Genomic DNA, 23,111 nt, shown 5'->3' with positions numbered 1-23,111 from the left:
CACTCATGACCTTTTCCAAATGTTTTCTATCTTTTTCTACAAAGCGGGGCAAAGGTGGGGCATTACTGAGAAAAAAGGGGCAAAAGAGCTGGGTTTTCATCCAGCTCTTTTTTATTGAAATTCTGGGACAACATACACCTTCACGTAAACTCCATTCTTCATTGCAAATTGTTCTAAAGTTTGTTGTCTATATTCCGTTACGGTAAAAAAATGAACGATTGGTATTTTACCCTTATATTTATTTTTGTAATAAGTTGTAAACTCACCATACCTCTTCATTTTCTCACTGTTTATATTCATCATCTGCGTCCGATCTATTTCAACAGCATTTAATATTCCTTCTTCGCCTCGGAATTTCACATCTGGAATAATTATCTTCTTTTTATCATCTATTTTATAGCGTATAGGTGTTTCTATCTGCCAGTCATCCGGACAAAACAGATAGAGCCACGCTTCATTTCTCATAAGGCTGTGCGCTAATCGAATTGTTGGTACTATTTTTTCTGTATCATCGAATAGCGTGCGCCCTTTTTTATTTAAGTAATATACATATTCTTTTTTGTACACGGTGCTGTTAACAAATGCGCTTAAATCCTTTAATATACGATTTGCATTTCTTATGCCACCTAAATCATGTATAGCCATTAAATGCCTACGTGTAGCAAATTTCAGCTTTCTAATCGAGGTCAGAATCATCATCTGACGATTCAATTTGATGTGTGTTTGTATGTTCATGTTTCTCCACCTCGTATTGTTTTAGTGCATTCCACATCATTTCATTAGAAATATACGGTACTTGAATTTCTGTTAACCTATCCGTTTTAAACAAAGCGCGTCCTGGTATACTTTTAATCGATTCCAATCCACACTCATCTATAACCACTTGAGAAGCCGTTTGTGTCGGCAATCTAAACCCAAGCTTTGCATCTGAATTTTGCTTAACTTGCCGCGGTAATGTATCTCCAGTTGGATACTGTGTACAAAAAATCAATCTGAACCCAAGCGCCCCACCAATCCTTGCTATATAAGAAAGCATTCTCTGACAAGCCACTAATAACTTTTGCTGCTCTTTACCCATACTTTTATCAGGACAAAGTTCAGCCCCTTCATCAACTATAATAAAATAACGTTCTTTTATATTTGTTTCTACAACGTTTGTATAATGCCTTTCCTTCATAAAGAACATTTTCTCTTCCATTTTCTCAAGAATGGTATTTAAAACTTGAAATGCTTGAATTGGTTTTTCTGCTATAGATTCAACTTGTTTTAAATTTTGATATGGCCCGAATTCTAAACCGCCTTTTAAATCGACGATGTATAAATACGTATGATCTGGTTTTGCTGTAATAAGAGATGTCATTACATTCTTTAAAAATACGGTTTTTCCCATACGTGTTAAGCCACCTAAAGTCATGTGTGGTGTTTTATCAAAATCATGATAAATTGTCTCTTCTAAGCTTTGCCCTATAGGTACAAGCCATTTTCCTTGTTCAACTAATGTTTTTGCCCATTCCCACTTGTTAGGTATGTCTTTATGAAATACTCGAATACTTAATTTATAGTTATCATAATGAATCCGAACAGGTTTATTTAACCCCTCACTTACAACATCCTCGACCTTCTGAATAATTTTACTCGGCATACCTACAGGTAATGTGTAAACATATGTTGTGCTACGATCATCATCAACTTGATTTTGAAACTTGGGATAATGTAGCTTATCTTCTCTTTTAATTGCGATTCCACTCACCTCAAAAAAGACTTGAATCTTCTTTTTATCATTATCTTTTCGTTTGAACTTATCACTTACTAATGCGTATGTTAATGCTGCTGTAGGAACTATTAGTAACTCCAACATAAACATTTCCCCCTTAGATATCCTATAAGGATATCATTGCACTCTTTTGGAATATAACGGGACGGGCCTTTTCTTATACCCTGTCTGTTGTCCTGACCTTCCACATTGTATTCCTTCATAGAAATGCAACTAGAACATAACGTAGAAGGTATAGAAACGAGCCTGTAAGTGTTGTGTACAAGGTTACACGTGGAAGCCAATATGGAACACTTCTCCCCATTTTTTCTGCTGCCTTCATAGCAATTACTGACAACCCTGTTGCTGTCCAAATAATTACCGCTTCCCCTGCAAGTGTCATAGCTATTCCTCCTCTTCTTTTTCACGGAATATAATACCTTTTCTCGTAAGAACTGCATCATAACAATCCATTAAAGTTTCCCAATTTAAAATGTCTTCTTCTTCGCCGTATAGATCTTCTTCAATAACTTGGGATAAACTGAAATATCTTTTATACTCCTTGTTATTAAACACCTCATGATTTTTCATGTGATTCATAATTGATTCTGTTTCTGATCTTGATTTGGATTCGTTATACATTTGACGTAATTCTTTTGAAGGATGTAAATATGGAGTTGTATTCAAGTGGTTATACTGCCAACGCATGTAATCCTCTCCCCTCTTGATGTCCTTAGTTCCACTTGGTATTCTTCGTGGTCTTGATATAGGTATATGAACTAGAATGAAATACATTGCCTGTCCATCTTAAATTTATTTTTTAAAAGGACAAAAATGATTTCACAAGAATATACATATAGGGGGTGTAAATGTGATACGTAGCAACTTAAAACAAATTGTAGATGAAAAAGGATTACGTTACGGATTTGTAGCTAAAAAAGTTGGTATAGCTAATTCTACAATGACTAACTTACTTCAAGGAGGATCGCCAACACTTTTAGTTGCGATTAGAATTGCTAAGGTCCTTGGTATGAAAGTAGAAGATATATGGATTGAAGAAGAAATACAATAATATAAAATCACACTTTAAAAATATACAATTAATTAGTATGATTTACTTAATTTAAGGGGGATGATTATGTGAAGGTTGTTCAATCTATATTTAGGGGATTCCGTTTATTGAGTAAAATCATTAATCCGATATTAAAGGCATTATCTAAAAGTAAATTTTAAATCTCATAAAAATACCCCCCCTTCTGCAATGGGTGCAAAAGGGGGGTTTTTCTAATTATTCTATTCGTTCTACAGACACTACTCATAGATAAATAAGAAACGGTGTATACTTACACTAACATCTATAAATATGAAAATCAAGATATAATTATCTACATATAGAATCAGGTAATAATTTTTATTCATAAAACTATTCTTTTATTTAACTTCATAATGCCAACCAAGACGTAATAACCACTCTTCGCAAGCTTTCAATTGCGCTTCAGAAGTAGGATCTGTGACGATATAAGCTAATCCATCCGGCTCAAGGATGAATTGACCAGTCATCTTTAAAGAGGTAAGAGCTTGCATGGCATTAAGCACTTCATACGGTGAAAATGCTCCTGTTTGAATGATATTTTGTTTAGGTGCCTCCGCTTGTACTTGCTCTTGTGCTGCTCCCGTAAACCAAGATAGTGACTTACTCCCTATAAGTGAATTTAGGTCACATTTCCCGATACCAGGTACATTTCCCGTTTCTGTGTACTGCCAAATATCACAAGGATATGCTGGTTTATTACCGCCATAACGTGGAATCCATACAAAGTCACACTTTACATTTGCCATACCAAATGGAGCATACATATGATGACCGACATATAAACCAACTTTCTTAGCTCCTAATCGATATAACTCATCGATAAACGCCTGTGTACCGGTTCTCATGTCATCCATTGTTTTTACTTCTACATCAGCCACCCAAACCGTAGCGCTCTTGTCGCCGCGATTCCAAAAGTCTTGCGCTTCTTTTTTTGCATCATTAATTGATACAAAACGGCAAAATGCATAGTTACCAAACGGAATGTTATGTTGCTTCATACTTTGTACATACCCTTTATATAATGGATCAACATAATTTGAACCATCTTGTACACGTGCAATTACAAAATCCAAATGCTGTTTTGCTACTGGCCAGTTGATATTACCGTTCCATTTTGAAATATCTACGATTTGTCCCATTATTTATCGTCTCCTTCACTATTCACATCATGATCAGACCAAATACCAAGTGCTATACCAACAGATAATAGATAAGGCGCCAGTTCATCTAGGAAACTCTTAGCTTCTGGAACACCGAATTTCGTAAATAAAAATCCAAGCAAAGAAAAAACCGCAACCCATGTTTTCCAGTTGCGGAATCGTTTTTTGATATTATTTTTTGATTTATTCATTACTAATCCATCTCCTTTTCTACATTGTCGAGTCTTTTATGAGCTTGTTTTGAGCTTTCTTCTACTCGTGTAATACGCTCACCAAGTACAATCATCTGTCTTTCATTCGTCTTTATATCTATACGAATATCATCGACACCTTTACTGATGTACTCTAATTTCGCGTTTGTCTCTGCCCCTTGTCTGCCATCTGACTTAATTTCTTTTGAACGGTTCAGCGAATAAGACATGTACCCAATAAATGCCGATACGATTGTAATTAGTACTCCTACTTCAATTGTCATTTCCCCACTCCTTTTTAAGCTGCAAAGCAACTTGGATCCATTCCAAAAATATCTGCAATATCTTCTTCACTCCTATCCTTTAAATAGGATTGTGTTGTTGAAATATCCGAATGATTTGCAAGCGATTTTAGTTTTTCTAGTGGTACACCTTGCACTTTTAAATTATCTAATCTGCTATGACGGAAACAGTGAGGATTAATTTTATATTCCTTTTCTTCCTTTTCACATAGCATCTTAGCAAATATCTTGCACCAGTAATTAAATACACTCTTATTTAAATGTTTTCGCTCACCATTCTTATAAACTCGCACAAACAAATCTGGAATTGCATCTTTACCTCGTTGATTTATATATAAACGAATACATTTCTGTACTCGTGGATTGTAATATAATCTAAATTTTTTCCCACGTTTACCACGGACCACATTTGTATAATATCGATCTGTTAGTGCTGCTTTTTGAACTTGGTAAACTTCATTCTTTCGTGCTGCACTGTAGTAAGAAAGTGATAAATAAGTTGCTAGCATATATTTTTCTTGATCAACTAATTCATCAATTAACCAATTAATCTGGTCCTCAGTGATAAACGTTATTTCTCTTATTGGATTCTTAGGTAAACCGCGTACCCTTGAACCCACGTTAAACTCATAATCATAGTCGTCATCATCCGCGCAAAATTCTAATGCGGACCTTAATGCACTCATTAATCCATTTACACGTGCATTAGACATTCCCAGCTCTTGAAAAATAATAGATAAGTTTCGAATATCCTTACGTGTTAATTCAATTAGATTTTTATTTTCGAAGTGTTGATGTATTAGAAACAAAATAATTCGTAAGTCCCAATGATATTGCTTTAAAGTGCTTGCCGCTTTTCCTTGTGCTTTCTTTTCGATTAGAAAATCTTTGACTAGGTTTTTATTTTCTTGGCTAACATGCTTTTCATAAATTTCTTGGTCTACTATTCGTTTCACACTGATCATCTCCTCAAAATAAAAAGAGAAGCATATTCGCTTCTCTTAAACTTGTATAATGACCTCTTAATTTTTTATCGAATTCTTTCAAAAATTATTGTATTATTTGGAAGAAAGGAGGTTGTAACATGTCCAACCCAAATCAAACTAATACTCCTAATGCGGCTACAACACCTACACCGCGTGAAATTCGTTCAGGAGAAAGACCTACATACTCAGCACCACTTCCACCTAAGAAGTGATAGTAGGCAATAAATGACCCAACTTAGAAAGGAGGTTCTACTATGTCTAAAGACACGAAACCATCTAGCGGCCCTGTAACTCTACCCGATAGTTCAGTAAAAAGACCAACATTTGAAGCTCCACCTACACCTCGTGATTAACAGGAATTCGCGGGTTTAAATGGTCCAACTCGTTCACTATCATTCCAGATTTCACGTCTACATAACTTCGTTTAACTGGATATTGATAATATTTATGGGCTTTCTTCCATTGCTCCGATTGGTCTAATACCAAGGATCGTTCCGTCTCAAAAGGACGGGACATCCTAATAACAGCTCCATAGGTTTTTTCCTCCGGCTTATCAATTTTATACATTTCAACAATTAGTGGTTGTTCTTCCGATTGGTCAAGACTAAAAAAGAACGAATCCCAAACACTGGTCTCTTCTGAAAGTACTGACACTTTACGTTGGACTCTCACTTTATTCACTAAGTTTATAACAACCGTATTAAAGTATCTTCCCCACGCATACGATACTAGAAAACTATAGAACACGCTGAACACTACATAAAACAATAAAAACGAAAGTTTCATAGATAAAGCACTTATTTCATTAAGACTTGTAATATAAACTTTAGATGATAAAAATATAAAAATAATTAAGTTATATGTTACAAGTGTCAGCCCAGTAATAGGAACCCATAATAATGCGACAAGTCCTATCATTTCAGTAGGAGTATGTTTCACAGTTGGATTCAATCCAAATAGTTGCAACCAAAAATATGCAAGTAATCCTGGCAAAGAAAATATAATTATTGAAATAAATTGTTCCATATATTCACCTCATATATTTCATTAACTTCATAAAGCGGATGTTCTATTTCTATATTAAAGAAAAGGAGAGATATTGTCTCTCCTTTTCTTATCTAAGCCGTATTTTGTTCAAAATAATAAGACCAGCTTATGGATGCTCTGGTTTCTCATTTATTAATTTTTGAACTAACTCTTTTAGTGTTGCTATTTCATTGTTCATTAATGTAATTTCTTCATTATGCTTACTCTCCATTTCTTCTAATTTCGCATTTTGATTTTCTTCAAGTTCCTGTAAAGCTTTGATTGTAAGTGACGCATATGAATAAAAGTGAATTCCTTTCCCGCTTTCATCCACAAACATTTTATCGCATTCATCTACAATTACACCGTAGTATGTTTTAATATCTTCTGTTGTCAAAGGTGGATCACTAAGGTTTTTCTCTTCTCTCATCCGGTATAGTTCGTTTACTGCATTCTTATAATTAAATTGTCTAATTCTAAGATTTCTAATTTTTTCTAAGGCTGAAAAAGATATATCACGGATATTAGATTTATACTCCCGTAGTGAAGGGCTCATAAAATTACCTTGAACAGACCCCCAACCATTTTGAGTAACAGAGGATTTCAATTGAATAACTCCTGTATATCCCGCTGCACGGCTATTACGTAAAGTTACATTAGGTAACCTCAAATCAGAATCTGTACCATTATCTTCAACGACTAACGAAGTTTGATATAACCCCACTTTTCCTCGTCTGAAATACCAACTCCCATTACCTGCATAAAACACATGATAATCATTAGCGTTTAAAACACTTAGTCCGTTTCTTTGCAATTCCCAAAACACGGATTTTTTGATTTCACCATTTTCTATTCCATCGCTAATACCAATGTTCGCATAAGCCCCAGACCATCCTGCGCCTGCTTGAGACATAAATAAAGCGCCTGCTGGAGCATTAGTCTTTTCATCTGTTCCTAAAATAAAAGTTGGTTGTACTGAACCATCTGTTCTTCTGTAATGTCCTAGAAATGATCTAGCAACCCCTTTTTCATAGAGGCGTATAAATTGGTCATCTAAGCTTACGTAGTTATCTGTATTTGATGTTCTAATTTGACAACCACTTAGTATTCCCGCTTTAATCCACTCAGCATTAACTTTACCAACTAAATCTATTCGTGCAGCATGTAACTTAATGTTTTCTTTACTCATGTTAATGGCTGCGATTACATCATTTTCTTTTACAGATATGCTAACGCCCTTTTCTGTTAGCTGAAGGCGTGACTCCATATCTCTTACATAGGAACCTGTTGCAAATTGTCCATCCGCTTGCGTCTTCGTATATACTTCTGTCTTTTTTGCTGCTGCATTGATACCCTGTTCATTAATAGTAAAACGGTTATCAATCAGAGTCATTTTTTGATTAAATTGCTCAGTTGCAAGCTTATTGGCTAATTCATCTAATAAATCTTGTTTATTCTGGTTAACTGTTTGTTTCAACTCAGGAATCTTAAACCCAGCAACATAATTTTCTACTTGTTTAAGCTCAACTTTCGCGCCGATTGCTGTTGCTTGTTGTTCAAGTTTTGTATTTGCTTCAGTAAGCTTCTTTCCTTGATCTGATACTACATTGTTTAAATTACTAACTGTGGAGGACAATCCGCTTGCTGTTTGCTCTACTGTAGACATGCGCTTTTCAAAACCAACTTGGCTATTTTGGACATTCGTTACAGTGGTTTTTACACCATCCACACTTTTCTCAATCTCGGTTGTTTTCTTGGTGAATTCATCGGTTGTTACTTGATCTTCTGGAGCTGGTGTCCATTCGGTAGCTGTATTGCCTATTTCAATTTGAAAATTAGAAATGATAATTTTTGCTCCAGTTGTGAAATTATCTAATCTCATATTTACAGATTTAAAAGCACTACCACTAATCGTGATTACACTCAAATATTTTCCGCTTAAGTTTTGAGGAGAAAATGTAATTTTGGATGCAATAAGAGGCCATGGATTACTCCCTTGCATATACAAAGTACCCGATGGCGTCGCTGTACCTTCAACTTTCCAATCAAAAGAAACACAAATCTCCTTATTTAGAATTGAACTAGAATCCCCACCTGCAAAATTATAAATATTTACAGTTTGATTCGCTGTATTATTACCAATTACACTAGCTGGGATTGATGTGCCAAGAATAACATTTCGTCCACCTATTTTAGTGTTATTTACTTTGGTCTCTACACTCGTTAACTTCTCACTTATCTTCCCCGCTTCCTCTTTAATTTCAGTTGTTTTTTGCTTAAGCTCATTCGTTGTTTGCTGCACATCAGAAATAGTCTTCTTTGTACCTTCTACAGTTGATTCAACCGTATTTAATTTATTACTAATTTCAGTATCTTTTTTCGTTAACGATTCAATAGAAGTTTTAAATCCACTAGAATCTTGTTCAAACTTAGTTACTTTCTTATCGATTTCACCTTGTTTATTTTCGATATTAGAAATTGTACGGCTGACACCTTGTAAACCTTCCTGTACTTCGTTGAATTGTCCTGTTGCTTGATTTTGCGCTTCCTGGACCTTTTTATTTAGCTCGTTTTTTGTGGAATCAATATCTTTACTTACTTGGTCTAGGGTTTCTTTTTTTACTGATTCAACATCAGGTACAACCGATTCCCACGCTGCGCCTGTCCATATTTTTAAAATACCGGGCTTTCCATTACTAATATCACGCCAAAGTGTTTTATAAGGCTTTAATCCTGTTGTCGGTGGGTTCTTCGATTCTATGATATCAACGGTATTATTTTTAATATTTTCTTGTACCTTTTCAGCAAGTGCTTTTGCTGCTTCTGATTCCTTCTTTGCATTACTAGCGGTTTCATTAGCATCTTTCACTAATTTATCTAACTGATCCATGATCTCTTGTTTCTCACCGAATTTACTAAGGATTCGATTGTAAATTTTTCTTAATTCCTCATTTTGATTAACAATCTCACGATAGTCACCAAACATGTATTTATCTTGTGTAGGGTCAGTAAAAGATTCATCACCAGCAATAACCCGCGCTTCTAAATGTAATTTAGGTGTAAAGCCTGTGTCTTTAATTCGAATTATATCCCCTTCATCAATCAATTCATGAGCCAAACCAAACACCCTGCCAAGTGATTGTGCTTCAACTTCATAAGATACAAATGTATTTACACGCTTTGCTAGTTCCAATCTCATAAGCGTCATAAGACGTTGTGGAGTCATGTCTTCATGATCTGTTTCAGGCGTATAGAAACCAAATTTATGTTGCCCATGTTCATTCCATCTTTGAAACGCATCTGCATCTACGATATAAGGTAGACCTTTATTAATGCTTTCGATAGTGATTACTTTGTCTCCCTCACCTTTAACAAATCCAATTAAAGCTGTACAAATCTCTCGTGAATGTTCAATACGCTTTACACCAACCAAATCTTTACCTAATTCTATTTCTTTTCCAGTTTCACGCCCACGTTTTTGGATCATATCTACATACCAACCGATAATTCGTGATCCTTTAACCTCAACACGATATTGGATTTCTAATTTAAACAACGATGAAATTTTCTTTAAGAAAGTAAGAGGATCAATAAACTCATCTATCGTCAATGTATGGAATCCTGCATACTCAGTAATACCACGTTTCCATTTCATCCCTACGAGTGCCAAGTCTATAAATTCGTTAACAGTTTTGCTCTCTATACGTTGCGGACTGATAAAACCCTCTTTTGCTATTTGGACCCAAGCTCCAGAAGCATGAACCGTAACAGATCCATCATTAGAATCTCTTTCAACCTCATTATTAATTACATATGGCACAATACGTCCATCACGCACTTCTTTTAAAATCAAATTTTGCTGTTGTAATGTAATAGCTTCAGGTGTGCCATCAAAAACTTTAAATTCTAGCATGTCTACATTGTTTTTAAGTTCCCATTGACGTCTATCATCCCAATAATCTTTTGGTTGAATAACTGATATAATTTGATCTGTTTTAAAGTCAACAACATGAAGAATTCCGCTTGGTGTTCTCATCTGTATCTCTCCCTATAACTGATTGTTGCATTTACATCAGGTGGCATTATATCGATACGATTTTCACCACGTATTACGCTAGGAAAATTACTAAAGATTTCTTTTATATTGATTGCATTCTTCCCATTGATTGTGACAAGACTTTTCTCAGTATCGATAACAATTTTATCTCCAGTATCAAAGATGTATGGTTGTGTATTAGATGGCACTTTGTTTACTTTCCAAAACTTTAAATCATCAATTTGTATTTCGTTAATAGGCTGGTGATTATCCCACTTACAAATTGCAATCATAACTTGTGCAATTTTACGTTCTGTCATCGGATTTCCTGTTTCATCAATCCAACGTTCTACAAGCGAAGCGCCATCTTTTTCTGTACCATCTATAAACTTAGCCACATATACAGACCACACCTTACCCCGCCTAGCGATACGTAAACGCCCTCGGAATTGGTTAAATGTAGTCGAATAATATCCACTTGTATCAACTAATTTCCGAAAACTATTGGGGGTTCCGCTATTTCCAATTTTCATATGCGCCCTTGTAATTTCAGCAGTTGCATATAGATCGTTCATATTGATGCGGGCTACCACATTACTCGCCTCATCTAGAAGAAGAACTTCAACACGCCCCATTTCACCAATGTTTTTAGACTTTAAAGTCATCCATGCCTCCATTTCAAAATCTTGTAATGGACCACCTGGAATGTTTTTCTTAGCTACCGCACCGTAGAATCCTATTCCTTCCCCATAATCTTCGCAATATAATGCATAACCACCCCTCGATTTAAAACTACCTGTCCCTTTCATATCATCGAATTGTCCAGTAACAGGTGTCCATCCTATAGGAGTAGCCATTTCATCCCACATGACTCTTTCTCGCTCTTGTACTGTGGTTTCTTCCACAGTCAGAGGGTAGCCTAATCTAAAATAATCACGATTGTGCGGATACTCTCCAAACCATATATCTAAAAAGGTACTTGGTTTTTTTACAGTCATTTCAATTAACGCTGGAGCTTCTACACTTCCCTTATTAGTAAAAAAAGAAGTTGTTTCTGTAGACCACTCTTGCGTAAATTTGTGAATATTTATTTTCCCTAATTTATACGGCATTGGACAAATGAATTTTAAATTTCCTTGTCCAATTTCTACAAACTCATCAGCATTAAAATCTTCATCTACAACAGCAAAATAGGTTCTGTCAGGCTCTGTATCAAAAATAAGTTCTTTTGGCTGATCTGTAATTAACCAATTCGCTATATCCTCACTAAGCATATTCATATCAATCCCAGATGGAGCAATAATGCCAACAGGAACAGAAAAAACACGCATTTCAGTCTGTGTATTTAATAACCTTGCTCCTGGATAACTCGGAACACTTAAAAAATTTCTTCTTAACGGTGCCCATATCGGTCTTTTCCATCCTCTTTCGATGTGAATATAATTCTTCCGTTCCCCATTAAATGAAAAAGAACTCATATTATCACTCCTTTTGTAAAAAAAGAAACCCATATCTAAAAGACTGAGTTTCTTGCTTGTTCCCTATTTTGATATTCAGTTATATATTGATGACTTACTCTCGCTATCTCCCGTCCTTCCAATACAACCGGAATCTCAATATATACAGGTTTTGGTTTTGTATATGGTTGTTTGTCTGGATTATCATTGTCAGGTCTGTATTGAACAACATTAGGATTGTCTGATAACACTTCTCTCCATCTAGAAAGGTTCCCAACATCATAAACAGAAAGCCCTTCAAACCTTTCCATTTGACGACCAATTTCACTGACCATATCACGCATACTTTCAGGAATATGTGTAATCCAATCGTTTTGCCAATCTCCATCTACAAAAATAGCATTAAAATATTTAGTTAACGGATCATCTCCCTGAAAATTAAATATTTCTTCGGGTTTTAAAGAGCTTATACTATTAACAGCTCCTGATACTGTATCTTGTAATGCATTCCGTACAACAGAATATTGTGTTTTAATTCCTTCTGCAATTCCATTTGCCATTTGAACACCTGTAAATTGCATCTTGTTCGAATTACTACCTAATGCTAACTCGTTCACTAAAGCTTTATTTGCCTTTGAGCCAAGTGTACGACTCTCTCTTTCAGCCATATAAGATCCCTTTTGAATACCTAGAGCAAACCCTTCACTAAAAGGTTTACCCCCTTGATCTCTAGTTAACTTTGATGGAGAGTTTACATCAAGCGTAGCCTTTAACGCTTCAAAAGCACCTCGTGCTAAACTAGATGCTACAGTTTGTACATTCCATTCACCATTAGAAATACCTTTAGCAAATCCACTAGAAAATGCTTCACCTGGGCTAATCGAACTAACACTTTTTAGACCAGAATTACCGCTTTCCGCTACATTAGAGCCACTCGATCTCGCTTGTCCTTTTGTATTTTCCATACCTTGTGCAAACTGACTACCACCTTTTTGACCTTGTGGAGTACCATTGATTGTATTAAAACCAGTATGAGCCGAAGTAACAGCTTCTAAAGCACTTCCTCTGATATAGCCTTTTTGATTTACAATACCACTTCCGAAGCCTTGTCCACCTTGATTACCTGCTGGGTTTCCATTAATAGTGCTAAAAGCGTTATGAGCACTAGCAACTATTTGCAATGCGCTCCCTTTAATATAGCCATCTTGACTTATTATCCCTTGCCCTAGTTCGCTACCACTCTTACTTCCACCACCGCCATCAGTGGTACTACCAATAATTCCTTCCACAGCTTGTTTTTTTCCTGTCGCTGCATTCTCTGGAGCCATATTACCAGAAATCCCATTAGCCTGTGTTTGACTTATATCAAATCCGACCTGAGTTAGGTCTAACTTGGCTCCATTTTCAACTAACAGTGCAATCGCCTTTGCTGCTAGCTCAGCATTAATAGAGCCATTCTGCATACCTTGAACAAGTGTCTGCACATTAAATTGACCAGCTTCTCCAAGATCAACTTGAACATTACTTTTAATATCTAACCCCATAGTTTGTGCTACTTGTGGTAAAGATAAAGCTCCAATTTGCATCCCGTTAATTAAAGTTTGAATATTGTTCTGACCTTCTTGAGTAGCATCTACCTTCACACCATTTTTCACTTGCTGTTGGAAAAACTGAAATACAGTATCAAAAGATAAAGTCCCTGTTTGAAGTCCTGTAATCCACGAGTCCATTGTCATTTTCCCGTAAATTCCTAAATCGATTGTGGTATTACCTTGCATATTTTTACTTAGAAATTCTCTTACTTCACCAGTATCTTTGGTTTTAATACCATCAATCCATTTTTGCATGGATTCAATACCACTTTGTGATAGATCCACTTTATAAACTTCTTTCAGTTTATTGGCATTTGCAGTTGCCACAGCTGAAGAGTCTAATTCTCCCTTTTGAAGCTTCTGTAAGAATGTATCAATTGTGAATTGCCCAGCTGGTCCTAAATCAATTTTCATTTTGCCATCAATTTCTTTTGCCATTGATTCAGCTAACAATCTAGATGACTCTGTACCCTTTTGTAATTCAGAAAGATACATTCCTATGCTTTCAATTTTAGATTTACCATATTGCAACTCATACTGAAGTAATTTATCTTGATAATCTTTTTCTGCCTTTTCTTGATCACTTCTAAATCTTTGCTCTAGATCAGCTGATTTTTCTCGAAATCCATATGCGGCTTTAAAGCGTGCCCCCCAGCCTTTATCTTCTGCTTCAATCCTTTTAGCTTGTGACGCTAAGACTTCAGCATCTTCTTCCTTCATATGCTGTTGCAATACTTTAAATCCATCATTTCTAATAGATTGCAAATCATTCACATGCTTTGATTCATAAAGTGCAATAGCATCTAAAGTTGCTTTTCTTTCTTCTGGTTTAATTTCACCTAATTTAAACGCTTTTTCTACATTTTCACGCCAACCTTTGGTTTGCTTCTCTAAAGATTTAACACCATCTTCATATACTTTTATGATGCTTTCAAACCGTTTTTTTCCAGCATCTAAAGATAACATTCCGCCAGCTTCAATCTCTTTCGAAATAGATGTGATTTCTTTTGCTTTTGCATAGAATTGTTGAACGTTTTTGTCAGCAACCTGTAAGGCTTGTTCGAATTTTTGAGCGAAGTCTTTCGGCATTTTCATGGTATCTCCTTGATACCTTCTAATACCCTCTTCCAAAATCTTTTCTGCTTGTGTAGCAACTTCAATCTCTTTATTAATGGATTCAATGACATTATTCTTAACTTGTTCTAAGGTTTGTTTGGCACTCTCTGGGACAGTCCCCATTAACTGACTAAACATCTTATTAAATTCGCTTTTCTTTCCTTCTAACTCTTTAATGACTTCATTTGTCATTCTTTGAAAAGCTTTAATGGTTTCGTCAGCTGCTTTATTCGCTTCTTCACCTGTTTTAAGTTTTAAATCCATCATGTTATTGATAGCCTTATCTTTTAAATCCACATAGGCACCAGCTGCTTTACTCGTTGCGTCACTTACTCTTTGTCCAAACTTATCCATATCATTTTGTGCCTGTTTAGATTTTTCGTTCAGATCAACAATTGCAATACCTAGCGCTCCTACAGCAAGAACAGCTCCAGTAATCGCTAAAGCGACTGGATTTGCTAATAAAGCACCGATACCCATCGCTAAAAATCCTACAGCTGTCGTTATTCCCGCTATCCCGAAAGCTAATAACGAGCTTTTAGCAATCATTTGTTGTGTAGATTCATCTAAATTATTAAACCAATCCACTACACCTTGAACACCCTCTACTACGTCAACTAATATCGGTAACAAAGCATCTCCAAAGGACTTTTTAAGAGTGTCTACAGCGCCGCTTAGCTGTTCAATTTTACCTTTAGTTGTATTCATCTTTGTCTCAGCAACTTCTAATGCTGTTACCTTCGACATTTCTCCATACATCTTATTAACGCCGTCTGCGCCCTCTTTATAAAGGATTGTTGCACCACGTACTGCATCAGAACCAAATAATGTTTCTAATGCCATACTTCTTTGTTGATCCGTTAAATCTTTCATAGATTCGTTTAATAATCCAGAAATTTTATCCAACCCTTGAATATGTCCTTGCTGATCATAGAATTTTGAAGATAGAAAAGCGGAACTGGTTGCTAATTCGCGGAATGTTGTATCACATTTATCATTCCATTTCGTAACGCCTTCTGTTTTCATTACATATTTTTCTAAAGCTACTTCTATATCCCCTACATTTCTGGAAGCTGGTTGAATACCGTTTTTAACCAAGAAATCAAAACCAGCTTGTGCATTGTACGTAATAAGACCCAAATCACGCATTTTGTTATATGCTTCTTTTGTAGATGGGTTTAACCGCATTAGCATGGTTTTTAAAGATGTACCTGCATCGGAGCCCTTTAATCCGTTTTGCGCAAATACTGCCAAAGCTGTAGCTGTATCTTTGAATGTCAAACCAGCTCCTGCTGCTACTGCTGATGATGCCGCTAAACCATATTTAAGCTCTCTTACATCAGTAGCTGATGCGTTTGCTGCTCCCGACAAAATATTGGCTGCATCTGCTACTGAAAGGTGATCGGCTTTAAATGCATTTAAAGCTGTCGATGCAATTTCAGCTGCTTCTCCTAATTCTAGTTCTCCAGCTGTTGCTAAGTTTAAGGCACCTTCCAAACCGCCATTAATAATCTCAGTGAGGCTTACCCCCGCTTTAATTAATTCCTCTATTCCTTGTCCTGCTTCTACAGAAGAGTATTTTGTTTTTTCACCCATAGTGACTGCTAGGTCACCAATTTGTTTCATCTCTTCTCCAGTCGCACCAGAAACTGCTTGAATATCAGCCATTTTCTGTTCGAAGTTCATAGATTCTTTAACAGCCATCGCAAGCCCAGCACCAATAACGCCTGTCATGGCTGCAAAGGTAGTACCGACCTGTCCACCTACATCTTGCATTTTATTTCCTGTATCACGCATTCGTTCTCCGGTACGATGAAGACGATTTTGTTGTTCAGCTAATTCACGATTTGTTTCTCTTATTTCATTTTGAATTCTTGCTTGGGCTGTTTCCGCACGATTCATAGCAATTGTATTGTTATCAATTTGTGTATTTAATCTTTGTAAAGCCTGTCCATTTGCTGTATATTCAGCCTGCAATTGTTTTAATTCTTGCTTCAATTGTTTTGCTTCTTGCGAATTACGCCCAAAGTTCTGGACAGCCTGGTTATACTGTGTCTCAAGACGTTCCATTGATGCTGCCAAGGTTAGATTTGAAGCTTGTAATTGCTCTTGTTTTTGTCTTGCTTGTTCAATTTTTTGGCGGTAATGTTCTACCTTTTGACCTTGCAAGGTGAATTTTTCATTCAAATGCGTTAACTTGTTTTGTAACTGTTCAACAGAATTACCAAGTAATCTAGCTCTTTCACTTGTTAAATTGAACTCTGAATCTAATAAACGTAAACCACGATTAATTCCTGCTACTCCATTTTCAAAGCGTTGGGTGTCAAGCGTAACTCGTGCGCCAATCTCCATATCTCCAGCCATTTATCTCACCTACCTTTACAACCAATCTGGTGCTTGATTTGCTGTTCGGACTACATTCTTATCTTCTTGTTTTTTCTTATAAGCTAATGTTTTAAAGAAAAGTACTAAATCCATCTGATTAATATCCGTTTGGGACATACCAGAATCTTGTAACATGCTATATATCCCTAACATCATTTCTGTTGGGTTGAACGGTTCTTTCTGTTCCTTTGTCTCTTTTTTTTTGCTGAATTTGTCTTCGAATCAATTGCATTAATAATTGCCACAGCTTCAGCAATGCTACCTACAATCGCTAAACAAATAGAATAGATCGTGGATGACAGAAACCAGGCATGTACCCCCTCTAAGAACTCTTCTACAGTGAATCGGTTACCAAAAACCTTAGCAACAAATTGAGTCGCCTCTTTTAACAAGTCAAAATGCACCCTATCCGCACTCAATTTTTCTGTCCATTCCGAAGCTATAAAAGCATCAGTAGCTGGAATAAAATGAGGTAAAAAGAATGTTTTTTTTCCAGAAGATAAGTTTAAAACTAATTTAAATGACTCTGTTTTTTGATTTTCTTGCATAATTAAATCTCCCTTCATAAATAAAAGGCACAGCATTAAGCTGTACCTTTTTTATCATTTTATTTGCTAAGTGCTGGTGCTGTTTCTGTTGGTGGTGCTGGAACTGTCTTAAACCAATTCGCTGCAACGGTTGCATCATATCCTGTTTCTTCTTCATCTAAACGATGTCTCCAGTTTCCATCTGAACGTTGGATCGCTTTGCATTTAATTTTAGCCGATTGGAAAGTTGGTTTATCTTCAGCTGTCTTGTGCTCATCTTCAGGAATTTCAAATTTCGTTTTGTAGTAGCAATAAAAACGGTTTTTCCCATTGTCTTTTGGTAAACGGTATAATAACGCTACATATGGAGCAACATCATTTACATTATCGATTACCTGACCTTTAATTAGTTTCTTTCCTAATAGTTCAGCGTAAGTAGATAATGAAATATCCGCTGTTTCTACTTCGATTTCTACACCACCAAAGGCACTTGCTGTTGCTAGTGGACCTCCTTCTGCGTAGAACGTTACGGATTCATTTTTAGGTGAAGCTTTGCCACTTACTGCATCTCCAATTTTCTTAGGTGCTGCATACGTAAACTTACCATCTGGTGTTTCTGTCAAAATCGCATAATGTAAATCTCTAAAATCGACTGCAATTGCCATATTTGTTTTCCTCCTAAATTCTTAATTCCGTACGAAATCTCATTCCATAATGATAGATTTTCGTATCTGGTTCATATAAATTTGCTGTTGTAATACGCTGAAACCCTATATTTTTCATACAGGTGTTTACCGCTTCTTTTAAATCCCCCTTCACAGGACTAAAGGACCAAATATCTACTTGAAATAAAATAATGCTGGTAGATTCCACGCCCTCTGCGTATCTCCCAGCACCATTATCTAGCTCAGAATAAGTAATCCATGTTTTTCCGTTATCATCACCACGAACCATATTGTAGATATATTCTCCACCAATTTTCTCTACAATAAAAGGATTCGTAAGCGCACGTAACACATCTTTTTCTAAAAATCTCATACGATATGCAATGCTGCTGCAAAGACATTTCTCATCTCATGAACTGCCTTTACTTCCGTGTGAGTTACTGTCTTTTCTATAAACCCTTTATGTGGTGGATGTGGCATTTTACTTGTTCCCCAATTTTGGAATTTCATATAAAAGTGTGGGGAATTATCATCTTTTTCCCACCCCACACTAATTGATTTGACTCCATTTCGAGTTTTTATTTTTCCGACAAGCACCTGATCCTTTGCATGTTTACCTGTTCTCCATGATTCTTTTGGTGAAGGTGGTTTCGGATGTGCACTTACTGGACTTTCTGCCTCTAAAGCATCCCTTACTACCTCAGCACCTTTCTTTAATGCTGAGTTTTCAATTGTTTTTACACTTCTTCCTAAAGCTTCAAAACGCTGAATTGCTTCTTGTATTCCAAAGGTCGTTACTTCTGCCATATAGATCGCTCCTCACACACCAAGCATGTTTCTTTATGTTGTTCATCAACATCTACAACAGCTTTTATTTCAAAGAGTCGATCATCATACAAGACTCGCATTTTCGAATCAATTCCCCTACGAAATCGCATAAAAAAATTCACTGTACGTACCGCATTCTCGGTATTTCCAGCGAATATTTCATAATTAAACCCCTTTCCAAATGGTGTTTTTGCTCTTGCCCAAACAGTGACAACATCTTTCCATTCGGATGGAATTGGATTCCCTTCTTCATCTTTTTTATTTGTAATTTCTTGTTGAATTGTTATTCGTTTATTTAATTTACTTGGATTCATGATTATCACCGTAATTATAGTCCCTTAATTGCAATATAGTAGTTTCTAATGACTGTTTTAATGCAGTGACATTTAATGATTTATCTTGATTCTCATAGTTTAATAAGACATGTGTAATTACTGCTATTTTGTAAAGTGCCTTTTCACTTTCAGGAACACCAGATCCTAATAAAGCTTCTTTTGCTCCATCAATTAGAAGCTGAATAACTGTATCCTCTTCATTCCCATCAATTTTTAATTTCCCTTTTATAAGCTCCAGCATACTATCACCTACGATCCTGAAGCGTTTGTTTTCACTGATAATTCAGCACTTAAAGATGAAATTAATCCATTATTAGCTACAGCTTTTATTTGATAAGAATACGTTGTATCACCTGTCAAACCTGTATCTTTATATGTTGTTGTGACTGATGTTCCTACTTGTTTTCCATTACGGAATATTTGATATTCTTTAATGCCCCCATCATAGACAACAGGAGACCAACTAATGTTGGCCGTTGTTACCGTAGTAGAATCAACTTTTAATCCTGTTGGCCCCTGGGGATGGTTAGGGTGTAGTCTGTACTTCTGCGATACGGAATGCTGATTTCAGCTTGATTTTATGGTCAAACCAAGCTGTTAAAACAAACAGTTCAATACCTGTTTTCACATCTTTGTCACGATCATAAATCATATTCGGATCGTAGTTGAAGTGCGAATATCGGAAGTCACCAACGACAGGATTTACTGCTGAATCACAGAACTTAACTGGTTTACCTAAAACCTGTTCTGGTTGAGCATTGTATAAAGTAGCGCTACCATTAGCAAGCATTTCAATTATGTCTAGATAATCAGCGTAACGCATTTTAATAGTTGCATTTGCACGGAAATCCTCATGTAAATCTGCAATTGCTGACTTAATAGCTTTGTATAAATTAGCACCTTTAATAGCTTTAATACCAGCTTTATAGAATGACATGGATTCTTCTCCTGCTTTAGGAGTTGCTGTGAATGCTACTTTTTTCTCTTTTGCTGCTAAACCACTTTCTAGCGCCTGATCTACAGTTTGTACTAAGTTTGCATCCGTTGCAGCTAAAACAGTCTCTGAAATAGGGACGAAAATTTTGAATTTGTTACGTCCAAAAATTACAACATCCCCTTCAGCTTTTAATTCTTTTGCTGTTTCTGTATCAGCAATAAAAGCATCATCATCCAAAGTAAATGTAACTTTAGGAATTTCCAGGTTAGTAACACTTGTAAATGTAGATACCTCTCTTAAAGGGTTTTTAACAAACGGTTCATGTAATAACTCATTTGTCATCGTACTTGGAAGGATTTTTTCTCCACCTGTCGAGTTATTATCACCCAAAGCCATTCTTGCATCTTCAGACAGTGAACGTTGACGGATTGTAGCACGAACCAATTCTGCTTTTGCTGCAATTATCTTTTGTTTCGGATCTTCAATGCCTTGCAAACCAGTTTGATTTTGAAATTGCGCTTTTTGCTCAGCTTCCATCGTGTCATGTTGTTCTTTAATTACATTGAAACGCATTTGAAGATCTTTCTTTGATTGTTGTAACGCTTGGAGACTCTCCATGGTTGCGGATGGATCAATTGCCTTCTGAGAAAGCTCATTCTCTACTTTTTGGAGCTGTTGACCAATAGTAGATAAATTTTGTTTTAGTTCAAATAATGTATTCTTCGAAAAGTGTTGTAAGTTACCAATAGATAATCTAAATTTTGTTTTCATGAATGAATTCCTCCTAAAATTGTCTTTATATAGTCCGCGTTAGCTTTCGCTTCTTCGGCAATTTTTTGTCGTTCTAACATTTCGTTGGATGGTATGTTAGCTTGTGCATTTACTAACTGTTGTGGAACATTCTTGTATTCTTTCATCCATTTTTCATCTAGACATGCTGCTGCATTATTTGCTGGGATAATTTCATCACAAAGTCCGTACCCCATAGCTTCTTCAGCTGATAGCCAGGTCTCTGCATCTAGTAATTGTTTTAAAATATCTGGATCTAATTTATCACCAGCACGAGTTAAATAGTGTTGCACCATTGATTGATTAATACGTTCAATGTCATCTGCTGCTTTACGTAACTGCTCGGCATTTCCTGATGCGTATGTCCATGCGTTATGAACCATCAACATCGAATTAGCATACATAATGATTTTGTCTGAAATCATCGGTAACACTGATGCACATGAAGCACCAATACCATCAATATAGGAGATAACCTTCGCCGGATGTCTTTGTAACATTGCAATAATGGCCATTGTTTCAAATACCGATCCACCTGGACTATTAATGTAAAGGTTAATAGTTTCAATACTATCACCTAACTCGTCGAGTTCATTTTTGAAAGTAATAGACGACACCTCGCCATATTCTTCCCATGCATACTTTGTGATTTCTCCATAAATAAAAACATCAGCCATTTTACCATTGGCGGATGCTTTCATTTGAAAAAACTTATTCTGTTTGTTCTTTCCCACTACTTTTCACCCCCTTTCGTTGAGATGGGTCCATATCAATTGGGTATAAATCACCAGAAATCCACAATTGAGATGCTGAACCTCCCTTTGGTGGTTTATCTTCTAATTCACGCACTTCATCTGGTGTTAGTCCACCACTTCGAAGCATCATTTGATAAAACTGTGTTCTTGCTGCTGTATCGCCACGTAGTAAACCACTCATATTAAATTTAAAATAATATCCAGCTTGTCTCTCAGCTTTATTTAGCAATTTTCGGTTCATTTCTTGTTCATACTGCCGAGCAATAGGAGTTAAAGTCATTTGAACAAACTGAATCATTAATTGCTCATTGCTACTATAACTCTGACCTTCCGTATCATTTAAAAAAGAAACAGGCACATTAAAAACGTTAGCAACCCGCGAACGTGTAATTCGTTCTGATGCTAACGTGTCTGAAGCGAAGTATTTCCGCTCCATCTCTTCTATATTGACACCTGGTTCCCTGAATAAAATACCACCATTCTCTTGGTAAAACCGTCTAAAATCATCAATGATTTTTTGTCTCTTTTCATTATCGACCTGCGTCGCATAATCCAAAATAAAACTATCTTTCTTCTGCATTTCTGACAAACTAAATTCTTGTACTGCCTTATCATATTCAAGAGTATTTCTCAAAACATCAATTGGACAAATACCTTTCCATCTTGAAATACCTGTGATGTGTTTGACATGAAACATGTTCATATTGTGGATGTAATACGTTCCTTCAATCCCACGTACCTCATACCACAAATTATTATCATCCGTATTTAAAAAAGGCGTTACATAAGCAGATTCAATAGGGATTAATGATTCCACTTGAAATCTAATATCACGAATGATAGCTGCATATCCATTTCCAGTTTCATTTCTTGAAACTTCAATTTTATTTATCCATTCAAATCCGGTCATGTTTGGATTAGGCTCATTCATCACAACATCAGACACTTGATTAACAACAGTGTCATAATCCTTATAGAGCTTTAATGGCAAAGATGCTACCGTATTAGATAATCTACTAATCACACTGAAAATCGTCTCATTTGTAGCTAATTTTGTATTATCAATACCCCAAAACTTCCTTCCAAACCATGAAGAAAAGTTATATCCAGCACCTTTCCATCCCAATGAAGCTCCTTTAATCGCTCCCTTAACACGATTAATCAGTTTCAATTTCTCA

General features: G+C 36.0%; 23 protein-coding genes and 1 pseudogene. 1 reads left to right on the top strand and 23 read right to left on the bottom strand.

Translation table 11 applies throughout. The annotated features are described in order from the left end of the window. Window positions 1–111: 111 nt before the first annotated feature. From ILT06_RS03595 to ILT06_RS03580, 4 genes are all read right to left on the bottom strand, one after another. The gene (locus tag ILT06_RS03595; RefSeq protein ID WP_222654858.1) at window positions 112–735 is read right to left on the bottom strand and encodes a replication-relaxation family protein; all 624 of its coding nucleotides are present in this window, start codon (window positions 733–735) and stop codon (window positions 112–114) included. Next, a complete protein-coding gene (locus tag ILT06_RS03590) occupies window positions 677–1,858 on the bottom strand; it encodes an FtsK/SpoIIIE domain-containing protein (RefSeq protein WP_222654857.1) in 1,182 nt (393 codons plus the stop codon). The genes ILT06_RS03595 and ILT06_RS03590 overlap by 59 nt, the downstream gene beginning before the upstream one ends. Before the next feature lie 115 nt (window positions 1,859–1,973). Then, a complete protein-coding gene (locus ILT06_RS03585; RefSeq protein ID WP_000170772.1) occupies window positions 1,974–2,156 on the bottom strand; it encodes a hypothetical protein in 183 nt (60 codons plus the stop codon). 2 nt (window positions 2,157–2,158) lie between these two features. Next, window positions 2,159–2,461, bottom strand: a complete 303-nt coding sequence (locus tag ILT06_RS03580) for a hypothetical protein (RefSeq protein ID WP_072191936.1) — start codon at window positions 2,459–2,461, stop codon at window positions 2,159–2,161. Between the two features lie 163 nt (window positions 2,462–2,624). Here ILT06_RS03580 and ILT06_RS03575 point away from each other — a divergent pair, with 163 nt between their 5' ends. Beyond that, window positions 2,625–2,825 (top strand): helix-turn-helix transcriptional regulator, encoded by a 201-nt coding sequence (locus tag ILT06_RS03575; RefSeq protein ID WP_222654856.1) that lies wholly within the window; start codon window positions 2,625–2,627, stop codon window positions 2,823–2,825. A gap of 359 nt (window positions 2,826–3,184) precedes the next feature. On the opposite strand, the gene ILT06_RS03570 is transcribed toward ILT06_RS03575, so the two are convergent. The 19 genes and pseudogenes from ILT06_RS03570 to ILT06_RS03480 form a co-directional block, all read right to left on the bottom strand. Continuing rightward, window positions 3,185–3,985, bottom strand: coding sequence for a GH25 family lysozyme (locus ILT06_RS03570; RefSeq protein WP_222654855.1), 801 nt, complete (start codon window positions 3,983–3,985; stop codon window positions 3,185–3,187). Beyond that, complete coding sequence (locus ILT06_RS03565) at window positions 3,985–4,197, bottom strand: hypothetical protein (protein ID WP_222654854.1); 213 nt, start codon at window positions 4,195–4,197, stop codon at window positions 3,985–3,987. The genes ILT06_RS03570 and ILT06_RS03565 overlap by 1 nt, the downstream gene beginning before the upstream one ends. Window positions 4,198–4,199: 2 nt before the next feature. Then, window positions 4,200–4,481 carry a hypothetical protein gene (locus tag ILT06_RS03560; RefSeq protein ID WP_222654853.1) on the bottom strand — a complete coding sequence of 94 codons (282 nt, stop codon included), beginning with the start codon at window positions 4,479–4,481 and terminating at the stop codon, window positions 4,200–4,202. Window positions 4,482–4,495: 14 nt separating this feature from the next. Next, window positions 4,496–5,455, bottom strand: coding sequence for a tyrosine-type recombinase/integrase (locus ILT06_RS03555; protein ID WP_222654852.1), 960 nt, complete (start codon window positions 5,453–5,455; stop codon window positions 4,496–4,498). Between the two features lie 366 nt (window positions 5,456–5,821). Beyond that, on the bottom strand, window positions 5,822–6,511 hold the full coding sequence (locus ILT06_RS03550) for a hypothetical protein (protein ID WP_088028630.1): 690 nt from the start codon (window positions 6,509–6,511) through the stop codon (window positions 5,822–5,824). Window positions 6,512–6,638: 127 nt separating this feature from the next. Next, window positions 6,639–10,547, bottom strand: a complete 3,909-nt coding sequence (locus ILT06_RS03545; RefSeq protein ID WP_222654851.1) for a phage tail spike protein — start codon at window positions 10,545–10,547, stop codon at window positions 6,639–6,641. Further along, the gene (locus tag ILT06_RS03540; RefSeq protein WP_222654850.1) at window positions 10,544–12,025 is read right to left on the bottom strand and encodes a distal tail protein Dit; all 1,482 of its coding nucleotides are present in this window, start codon (window positions 12,023–12,025) and stop codon (window positions 10,544–10,546) included. The genes ILT06_RS03545 and ILT06_RS03540 overlap by 4 nt, the downstream gene beginning before the upstream one ends. A 35-nt stretch (window positions 12,026–12,060) precedes the next feature. Further along, window positions 12,061–17,076: a phage tail tape measure protein gene (locus tag ILT06_RS03535; protein WP_222654849.1), complete on the bottom strand. Its 5,016-nt coding sequence runs from the start codon at window positions 17,074–17,076 to the stop codon at window positions 12,061–12,063. A 15-nt stretch (window positions 17,077–17,091) separates the two neighbouring features. Further along, the gene (locus tag ILT06_RS03530; RefSeq protein ID WP_000938714.1) at window positions 17,092–17,232 is read right to left on the bottom strand and encodes a hypothetical protein; all 141 of its coding nucleotides are present in this window, start codon (window positions 17,230–17,232) and stop codon (window positions 17,092–17,094) included. 17 nt (window positions 17,233–17,249) lie between these two features. Continuing rightward, a complete protein-coding gene (gene gpG / locus ILT06_RS03525) occupies window positions 17,250–17,645 on the bottom strand; it encodes a phage tail assembly chaperone G (protein WP_261784463.1) in 396 nt (131 codons plus the stop codon). A gap of 59 nt (window positions 17,646–17,704) precedes the next feature. After that, window positions 17,705–18,289 (bottom strand): major tail protein, encoded by a 585-nt coding sequence (locus tag ILT06_RS03520; RefSeq protein WP_222654847.1) that lies wholly within the window; start codon window positions 18,287–18,289, stop codon window positions 17,705–17,707. Window positions 18,290–18,302: 13 nt separating this feature from the next. Beyond that, the gene (locus tag ILT06_RS03515; protein ID WP_222654846.1) at window positions 18,303–18,662 is read right to left on the bottom strand and encodes a structural protein; all 360 of its coding nucleotides are present in this window, start codon (window positions 18,660–18,662) and stop codon (window positions 18,303–18,305) included. Next, a complete protein-coding gene (locus ILT06_RS03510) occupies window positions 18,659–19,096 on the bottom strand; it encodes an HK97-gp10 family putative phage morphogenesis protein (RefSeq protein WP_222654845.1) in 438 nt (145 codons plus the stop codon). The genes ILT06_RS03515 and ILT06_RS03510 overlap by 4 nt, the downstream gene beginning before the upstream one ends. Next, a complete protein-coding gene (locus tag ILT06_RS03505) occupies window positions 19,084–19,431 on the bottom strand; it encodes a phage head closure protein (protein WP_033679186.1) in 348 nt (115 codons plus the stop codon). Before ILT06_RS03505 ends, ILT06_RS03510 begins: the two co-directional genes overlap by 13 nt. After that, the gene (locus ILT06_RS03500) at window positions 19,418–19,693 is read right to left on the bottom strand and encodes a head-tail connector protein (RefSeq protein WP_222654844.1); all 276 of its coding nucleotides are present in this window, start codon (window positions 19,691–19,693) and stop codon (window positions 19,418–19,420) included. Before ILT06_RS03500 ends, ILT06_RS03505 begins: the two co-directional genes overlap by 14 nt. Window positions 19,694–19,701: 8 nt before the next feature. Continuing rightward, window positions 19,702–19,953 (bottom strand): annotated as a pseudogene (locus tag ILT06_RS32850) (fibronectin type III domain-containing protein); the annotation flags it as partial. Window positions 19,954–19,978: 25 nt separating this feature from the next. After that, window positions 19,979–21,160, bottom strand: a complete 1,182-nt coding sequence (locus ILT06_RS03490; protein WP_222654843.1) for a phage major capsid protein — start codon at window positions 21,158–21,160, stop codon at window positions 19,979–19,981. Further along, a complete protein-coding gene (locus ILT06_RS03485) occupies window positions 21,157–21,912 on the bottom strand; it encodes a head maturation protease, ClpP-related (RefSeq protein WP_222654842.1) in 756 nt (251 codons plus the stop codon). The genes ILT06_RS03490 and ILT06_RS03485 overlap by 4 nt, the downstream gene beginning before the upstream one ends. Beyond that, on the bottom strand, window positions 21,890–23,104 hold the full coding sequence (locus ILT06_RS03480) for a phage portal protein (RefSeq protein ID WP_222654841.1): 1,215 nt from the start codon (window positions 23,102–23,104) through the stop codon (window positions 21,890–21,892). The genes ILT06_RS03485 and ILT06_RS03480 overlap by 23 nt, the downstream gene beginning before the upstream one ends. Between the last annotated feature and the right edge of the window lie 7 nt (window positions 23,105–23,111).

It is taken from the genome of Bacillus sp. 17RED48 (assembly GCF_019837545.1).
GTDB classification, from domain to species: Bacteria; Bacillota; Bacilli; order Bacillales; family Bacillaceae_G; genus Bacillus_A; species Bacillus_A wiedmannii.
This window is presented reverse-complemented; position numbering and strand designations above follow the sequence as displayed.

Bases quoted from the DNA above. Each gene is read 5' to 3' on its own strand.
- ILT06_RS03595 (WP_222654858.1), bottom strand. From the start codon at position 735: ATGAACATACAAACACACATCAAATTGAATCGTCAGATGATGATTCTG.
- ILT06_RS03590 (WP_222654857.1), bottom strand. From the start codon at position 1,858: ATGTTGGAGTTACTAATAGTTCCTACAGCAGCATTAACATACGCATTA.
- ILT06_RS03585 (WP_000170772.1), bottom strand. From the start codon at position 2,156: ATGACACTTGCAGGGGAAGCGGTAATTATTTGGACAGCAACAGGGTTG.
- ILT06_RS03580 (WP_072191936.1), bottom strand. From the start codon at position 2,461: ATGCGTTGGCAGTATAACCACTTGAATACAACTCCATATTTACATCCT.
- ILT06_RS03570 (WP_222654855.1), bottom strand. From the start codon at position 3,985: ATGGGACAAATCGTAGATATTTCAAAATGGAACGGTAATATCAACTGG.
- ILT06_RS03565 (WP_222654854.1), bottom strand. From the start codon at position 4,197: ATGAATAAATCAAAAAATAATATCAAAAAACGATTCCGCAACTGGAAA.
- ILT06_RS03560 (WP_222654853.1), bottom strand. From the start codon at position 4,481: ATGACAATTGAAGTAGGAGTACTAATTACAATCGTATCGGCATTTATT.
- ILT06_RS03550 (WP_088028630.1), bottom strand. From the start codon at position 6,511: ATGGAACAATTTATTTCAATAATTATATTTTCTTTGCCAGGATTACTT.
- ILT06_RS03545 (WP_222654851.1), bottom strand. From the start codon at position 10,547: ATGAGAACACCAAGCGGAATTCTTCATGTTGTTGACTTTAAAACAGAT.
- ILT06_RS03540 (WP_222654850.1), bottom strand. From the start codon at position 12,025: ATGAGTTCTTTTTCATTTAATGGGGAACGGAAGAATTATATTCACATC.
- ILT06_RS03535 (WP_222654849.1), bottom strand. From the start codon at position 17,076: ATGGCTGGAGATATGGAGATTGGCGCACGAGTTACGCTTGACACCCAA.
- ILT06_RS03530 (WP_000938714.1), bottom strand. From the start codon at position 17,232: ATGTTACAAGATTCTGGTATGTCCCAAACGGATATTAATCAGATGGAT.
- gpG (WP_261784463.1), bottom strand. From the start codon at position 17,645: ATGCAAGAAAATCAAAAAACAGAGTCATTTAAATTAGTTTTAAACTTA.
- ILT06_RS03520 (WP_222654847.1), bottom strand. From the start codon at position 18,289: ATGGCAATTGCAGTCGATTTTAGAGATTTACATTATGCGATTTTGACA.
- ILT06_RS03515 (WP_222654846.1), bottom strand. From the start codon at position 18,662: ATGAGATTTTTAGAAAAAGATGTGTTACGTGCGCTTACGAATCCTTTT.
- ILT06_RS03510 (WP_222654845.1), bottom strand. From the start codon at position 19,096: ATGGCAGAAGTAACGACCTTTGGAATACAAGAAGCAATTCAGCGTTTT.
- ILT06_RS03505 (WP_033679186.1), bottom strand. From the start codon at position 19,431: ATGAATCCAAGTAAATTAAATAAACGAATAACAATTCAACAAGAAATT.
- ILT06_RS03500 (WP_222654844.1), bottom strand. From the start codon at position 19,693: ATGCTGGAGCTTATAAAAGGGAAATTAAAAATTGATGGGAATGAAGAG.
- ILT06_RS03490 (WP_222654843.1), bottom strand. From the start codon at position 21,160: ATGAAAACAAAATTTAGATTATCTATTGGTAACTTACAACACTTTTCG.